We start from the raw sequence: 6,428 nt of genomic DNA on the forward strand, positions 1-6,428 counted from the left end.
GGAGTTGCGCGAGCGGGCCAGACCACCGCTGGTGGCACCGGCCTGACCCTCCCCGAAACGGGCATATCGGCAGGCACGGAATATGCCTCCGGTCGTACACGCCGGTATGCCCACCCCGTGGTTTAAGCACGTCGTCCGCGGGCCAGTGCACTATCGGGTGTGGGAGGTGACGCGCGATGAGCGGACGCGCGTCACCTCCCACACCCGATAGTGCACTGGCCCGCGGACGACGTGCTTAAACCACGGGGTGGGCATACCGGCGTGTACGACCGGAGGCATATTCCGTACCTGCCGATATGCCCGTTTCGGGGAGGGTCAGGCCGGTGCCACCAGCAGTGGTCTGGCCCGCTCGCGCAACTCGACGACCCGGGGCTCGTCGCCGTACGGCTCCAGCCGGTGCAGCAGATCCCGTACGTACTCGGTGGTACGCGCCGAGGAGATCCGGCCCGCCACTTCCACCGCGCGGGTGCCGGCCGCACATGCCGCGTCGAGGTTGCCCGACTCCAGCTCGGCGACCGCGCTGACGACGAGCCGCAGCCCGTGCGAGCGTACGAACTCCTCCGTCGGCCGGGAGAGCGCCGTCTCCGTGAACCGGCGTACCTGACGTGGTGCCTTCAGGTCCCGGTAGCACTCGGCGGCGTCGGCGGCGAACCGGTCGTACGAGTAGAAGCCCAGCCAGGACGGGTCGGAGTCCCCCTCGCGGGAGCGCTCCAGCCAGCCTTCCGCCGCCTTGAGCGACGCCCCGGCCGCCACCGCGTCGCCCGCCTTGGCGTGCGCGCGCGCCTCCACGAGCCGGAAGAAGCTCATGGTGCGGGCGGTGGCCAGCCCCCGGTTGCGCTCCAGGGCCGCCTGCGCGAGATCGACGCCCTCGTCGGCGAAGCCGCGGTAGGTCGCCTGGAGCGACATGGAGGCCAGCACATAGCCGCCGAGCGGCACGTCGGCCGCCGCGCGCGCGAGCCGCAGCGCCTGGATGTAGTAGCGCTGCGCCGCCTCCTGCTGCCCGGTGTCGAAGGCCATCCAGCCGGCCAGCCGGGTCAGTTCGGCGGTGGCCCCGAAGAGCCCCCGGCCCACCTCGTCGCTGTACGCGCCGAGCAGCAGCGGAGCCGCGTCGACCCGCAGACACTCCGGGACCATGGACGAACGCCAGTCCCCGCCGCCGTACTTGGAGTCCCAGCGCCGGGCGTCCGACGCGGCCTCCCGCAGCTTGGCGACGTCGCTGTGGCCCACCCGCAGGACCTCGCCCGCGGTCTCGGCCCCCTTCGCCTCGGCGTTCTTGCCGTCCGCCTTGGCGTCCGCGCCTCTCGGGTCCGGGCCGCCGTGCCCGTTCGACGCGGCCTGCCCGTTGTACTGCGCCTGACCGTTGCCACCCGCGCCGTGCGCTGCCCGCGCCGCCTCCGCCACCGACGCGTCACGCGCGACGGAGGAGTCGGCGGGTGTTATCAGCCAGCGTGAGGCGGGTGTCGCGTAAGCGCTCACGGAGAAGGATCCGGCCAGCGACTGCCAGATGCCACCACTGCCCGCCCGGCGCCCCGCGAGATCCAGCCGGTACAGCTCCGTGGCGGTCCGCACCGCCTCCCCCACGTCACGCGGGAAGGCGAGGCCGACCTCGGGGGCCGGATCCGCGTCCGCGAGACCTATCTCGTGGAGCGGGACGGGGCGTCCCAGTTTGGCTCCTATGGCGGCGGCGATCAGATGGGGCGCCGCACCCTGCGGAACCATCCCCTTCGACACCCATCTCGCCACGGAGGTCTTGTCGTAGCGAAGTGTCAGACCGCGCTGAGCCCCGAGGTCGTTGACCCGCCGGGCGAGGCCGGCGTTGCTGATTCCCGCGAGGGCGAGAACGGTTCCGAGCTTTTCGTTCGGCCCTCGTTGCTCCCTGGACATGCGTCACCCCTCGACACAGACGGCCGCCGCGTCGCGGCATAGGCGCGCGGCATTCGTAAACCCAGCGTAGTTCGCCACATCCGGGCCGTTAAGGGGCGGACTTCCGGATGGCGGGATTGTTGTCCGTACGCGGATCGCGGCACCGTGCCCGGACGGCGCCCCGTGCTCCCGCCGTGTGGCCGTGCGCCCGGCCGTGCGCTCTTGGCCGGGAAGGAGCGGCCGGGCTTCCATGAGACCTGCGTGGGTCGGCCCACTGCGTACTGGAACCAGTGGGCTGGGGGATCCCGCCGCCCCAATCCCCGCGGGCGGTGGATCAGTCCGGGGGGCGGAATCCGCCTCCCGGACTGAACATACGACGGCGTTCAAGCGCCGTACTGGGCACGGAGATTGGCTGAATGCTGCCTATGCTCCGGGGGCCGCATCTCCGCCATCTGGACATTGCCAGGGGCGCATGCGCATTCCCGCCCCCGCTTCCCCGGGCCTTCCCGAGCGCCGTTGTCGTGGCAGCATGTTCCCGAACGGGTACGACCGGAGCTGGTCCGGCCCGTCCCCCGGTCTCGATCCTGCGGGCCGGGCGGGGACTTGTCCACAGGCTGTGGAGGCGGCGATGCGCTGGTTGGTGGGATGGAGCAGTATCGCCGCGCGCTTCGGCACGGCAGGGGCCGTCGGCCCGGTCGGTGACTCCGAGAGCGGCAGCGTGCATCCCGTCGGCTCCCAACTCCTGTGGGGCGACCCCGATCCGCTGTGGGCCGTCGGCGACTGGCGCCCCGACGAGGTGCGGATCGTCACCGTCGACCCCTTCACCCGGCTCGCCGTCCTCGGCTGCTGCGGCGCCACCGACGAGGAGTTGCGCGTCGGCCTGTTCGCCGCGCGCGGCGGAGCGCTGCGCCATCTCACGGCCTGGCCGGGCAGTTACACCGCCGTCGCCCAGATCGGCCGCCGGATCACCGTCGCAGGGGACCTGGCCGGAGCGCGGCCCGTCTTCTACACCCCCTGGGCGAACGGCACGGCGTACGCCACCGCCGCCCTGCCGCTCGCCGACCTCATCGAGGCCCAGCTCGACATCGGCCACCTGGCCGCCCTCCTCGCCTGCCCGGAGAGCCCGGAGGCGCTGCGCGACTCCACCCCGTACGACGGCGTCAAGCGCATCCCGCCGGGACACGCGCTGGTCCTGCGCGAGGGCTCGCGCGAGATCACCGGCTACGAACCGGTCGCCTCGCTCGCCGTCGCCGGGCCGCAGAAGGACGCCGACCGGGCCGTCGAGGGCGTACGGGAGGCGCTCGTCGACGCCGTACGCGCCAGGCTGCTCGCGCCGCGCCACGCGCCCGAGACCCTGCCGCCCGACCCGGGACCCGTCCCCGGCATGGGCCCCGCCGAGCGGCGCGCCGCCCGCGGCGGCCCGGTGCCCGGCATCGGCGCCGACCTGTCGGGCGGCAGCGCGTCCGGCACGCTCGCGCTGCTCGCCGCCGGGCTGCCAGGGGCGCCCGGCACGGTCCTGGGCCACGGCACCGGCGCGGGCGAGCGGCTGCTCGCCGTCACCTTCAACGACCTTTCCAGCGCCAGCCGCGACGAGGGCGAACTCGAACGGGCCAGAGCCATCGCCGCCAACCCCCGGCTGCACCACGTCGTGGTCGCGGCGGGCGAGGAGGCCCTGCCGTACGCGGAGCTGGACGGACCGCTGACCGACGAGCCCGGCCCGTCCCTGGTCACCGCCGAGCGGCACCGGCGCCGGCTCTCGGCGGGCAGCGCCGACCACTTCACCGGGGCGGGCGCCCGCGAGGTGCTCGACGCGCACCCGGCGCGCATGGCCGACCTGCTGCTCGACCGGCGCAGACGCCACCTGCTGCAGCCGGTCAGCGCGCTCGCCAGAGCCGAAGGCCCCTCGCCCGCCTCGCTGTTCCTGCCGTTCACCGTGTACCGCGCGGCCCGCAGACTGGCCCGCACCCCGTATCGCACCGGTCTCGAACAGGCCGCCGCCCGGCTCCCCGAGGCCAACCGATCCCGCGCCCCGGTCTCCGACGGCCCGCTGAGCGCGTCGCTGGCCGCGCTCACCTGGTCCAGGCCAGGACCGGCGGCGCGCTGGCTGACCGGGGAGGCACTGGCTGAAGTATCGGTTCGCCTGATGAGCGCGGCGACCAGACCCACCTCCGTCCAGCGCCCCGGCGAGTCCCGCGCCCGCGCCGCCCTCGCCCGGCTCGCCGCCGACCACCGCGTCTTCGAACAGGCCGCCGAGATCCGCAGCCAGCGCCTGCACGCGCCGTTCCTCGACAACCAGGTGGTACGCGCCTGCCGCGAACTGCCCGAAGCGCTCCGCGTCCAGCCAGGCGCCCGCGCCGAGGTCCTCCGTACGGTCCTCGCCGACACCGGCATCCACGACCTGCCGGACGGCTGGGGCGCCACCTCCCGCGCCGGTTCCGCCGCCGCCACCCGCACCGGCCTGCGCACCGCCGTGGGCGAGCTGATCACCCTCTTCGACGCGCCCCTCCTCGCCGACGCGGGGCTGATCGAGGCCCGCGTCGTCCGCAAGGCGCTGCGCGCGGCGGCCGAGGGCGAACCGGTCCCCCTCGACGGCCTCGCCGACCTGGTCTCCACCGAACTGTGGCTGCGCCGCCTCCTCTCGCGCCGGGGCACCTGCTGGACGGGCACGGCGGCGCCGAGGCAGCGCGCGGTGGCGGCGGGAGTCGTCCCCCGCCCGACGCTGCGGTCGTAGGGCCTCTCGTGTGGATCATGCCGGGCTCGCGGGGTCTGGCACCGCGCTTCACCCGTCCCGTTACGTCGCCGCGCCTCAGCCGTCCAGCAGCTCGTCGTCCGTGACCGTCCTGGTCGAGCCGTCCTTGAGGGTGAGCGTGATGGCGTCGCTGATCAGGCCGTCCGGGCTGCCCCCCGGCCACCAGGCGGTCCACCGGCCGTCCTGCAGCGTGGCGTGGACGGTCTTCCCGTTGTCCCGCACAGTGACGTCCTGGACATCGGCGCCCACCGAGCCGAGCGCGTAGTTGAACTCGGTGTCGTCACTGCCGCGCGCGCCCAGCGTGTCCAGGCTGATCGCGTCGGCGGCGACGCTCTCGGCCACCGGATCGATCGCCATCGCGATACCGCCGTCGTCCGAGGCGGCCAGGCAGTACCACGCGTCGCCGTCCCGGTTGACGACCATGGAGGCGACCGTGCCGCGCACATCGGCGTTGCTGACGCGGATCGAGTCCTCGGTCCTGGGGCTGTCGTCCAGCGCCGCCAGGCACCACTTCTCGGCGTCGGAGCCGCGGCCCGCGGAGGTGTCCAGGGCGTTCGGCGAGCCGGTCCAACTGGCCAGCTCCGACGAGGACAACGGGCCGCTGGAGCCACGCAGCCCGCCCGTCACCGCGACGAGGGCCATGGCGGCGGCCACTCCGCCGACCAGCGTGAACCCCGTGCGCCGGACGAGCGGACGGCGCAGCGCCGTCACGACCGGGCCCGGCCGCCCGGTGTCGCCGACCACGGTGCGCAGCAAGGTCTCCTCGCGGTCTATCTCGGCGGCGGTCGGTTCGGTGCGGGGAGCGGCGTCCAGCTCGGCCAGGCGGGTGAGAAGGTCGTCGGACCGGGACTGGGACGGCGACTTGAACCGGGACTGGGACGGCGACTTGGACTGGGACTGCGACTTGGACTGGGGCTGGGACTGGGGCTGCGACTGGGGCTGAGCCTTGGGCTTGGGCTTGGTCATGATGTCTCCGGTCTCCGGTCAGCGGGTGGCGACGAGGGCGGGCGGAACGGGGGCCTTGGCGTCGAGGCGCGCGGCCAGCCGGCGCTTGGCCCGCGTGAGGCGCATGGCATAGGCGGCGCGGGTGCAGCCGAGGACCTTCGCGGCATCCCGGGCGGACAGCTCCTCCCAGACGTGCAGGGCGAGAACCTCCTGGTCCGCCGGGGCGAGCCCCTGCCAGGCGGCGCCCAGCTCCAGCCGGTCGTCCACCTGAGCCGCCATGTCGCGGGTGCCGTACGCGGCGTCGGGCCCTGACGACTGCCCGATGTGCACGACCAGCGCCGACCTGCGGCGCATACCGCGTTGCGCGTTCAGCATCGCCCTGCGCGCCGTGCCGAACAGCCAGGGGCGCGGCTCCGCGGGCAGTTCGCTCCGGCGCCGCCACGCGGCGAGGAACGTCTCTCCGACGATGTCGTCGACGTTCATCGGGTGCGCCCGACGGCGCACGAACCTCAGCACGTCCTCGTAGTGGGCCCGGTACACCTCGGTGAACTGGGCTTCGGTGTGGATGGGCATGTCTTCCTTTCCTTGCCTCTGCCCCTACGTGTCCATCACCGTGGAAAGTGCAACAGGGATCGGTCGTACCCGATCGGATTCGCTCACACGTGGCCGGCCCGGTCCGGCTCCACCCGCCTCAGCGGCAACTGATGCGGGACTGGGCCCAGTCCGCGCGCCCCCCCTTATACACCCCTCACCCTGCCGCCGCCACCCCGCCCCTACCCCCCCCTCCCCCCCCCCCCCCCCCCCCCCCCCCCCCCCCCCCCCCCCCCCACCCCCCCCCCCCCCCCCCCCCCCCCCCCCCCCCCCCCCCCCC

General features: G+C 74.1%; 4 protein-coding genes. 1 reads left to right on the plus strand and 3 read right to left on the minus strand.

Annotated features, from left to right (window positions below; all coding sequences use genetic code 11):
• Window positions 1–315 precede the first annotated feature (315 nt).
• Window positions 316–1,884, minus strand: coding sequence for a sporulation protein (locus DVH02_RS31145; RefSeq protein WP_114627198.1), 1,569 nt, complete (start codon window positions 1,882–1,884; stop codon window positions 316–318).
• A gap of 607 nt (window positions 1,885–2,491) precedes the next feature.
• Between DVH02_RS31145 and DVH02_RS31150 the strand changes: the two genes are divergently transcribed.
• Entirely contained in the window at window positions 2,492–4,594 is a 2,103-nt protein-coding gene (locus DVH02_RS31150) for an asparagine synthase-related protein (RefSeq protein WP_114627199.1), read from the plus strand.
• A gap of 75 nt (window positions 4,595–4,669) precedes the next feature.
• On the opposite strand, the gene DVH02_RS31155 is transcribed toward DVH02_RS31150, so the two are convergent.
• Together DVH02_RS31155 and DVH02_RS31160 are read right to left on the minus strand one after the other, a co-directional pair.
• On the minus strand, window positions 4,670–5,578 hold the full coding sequence (locus DVH02_RS31155) for a hypothetical protein (protein WP_233518568.1): 909 nt from the start codon (window positions 5,576–5,578) through the stop codon (window positions 4,670–4,672).
• A gap of 18 nt (window positions 5,579–5,596) precedes the next feature.
• A complete protein-coding gene (locus DVH02_RS31160; RefSeq protein ID WP_114627200.1) occupies window positions 5,597–6,130 on the minus strand; it encodes an RNA polymerase sigma factor in 534 nt (177 codons plus the stop codon).
• Window positions 6,131–6,428: the final 298 nt, after the last annotated feature.

The organism is Streptomyces corynorhini (assembly GCF_003346515.1).
GTDB lineage: Bacteria > Actinomycetota > Actinomycetes > Streptomycetales > Streptomycetaceae > Streptomyces > Streptomyces corynorhini.

Excerpts from the sequence above, each read along its gene's own strand:
- DVH02_RS31145 (WP_114627198.1), bottom strand. The coding sequence starts at position 1,884 with ATGTCCAGGGAGCAACGAGGGCCGAACGAAAAGCTCGGAACCGTTCTC.
- DVH02_RS31150 (WP_114627199.1), top strand. The coding sequence starts at position 2,492 with ATGCGCTGGTTGGTGGGATGGAGCAGTATCGCCGCGCGCTTCGGCACG.
- DVH02_RS31155 (WP_233518568.1), bottom strand. The coding sequence starts at position 5,578 with ATGACCAAGCCCAAGCCCAAGGCTCAGCCCCAGTCGCAGCCCCAGTCC.
- DVH02_RS31160 (WP_114627200.1), bottom strand. The coding sequence starts at position 6,130 with ATGCCCATCCACACCGAAGCCCAGTTCACCGAGGTGTACCGGGCCCAC.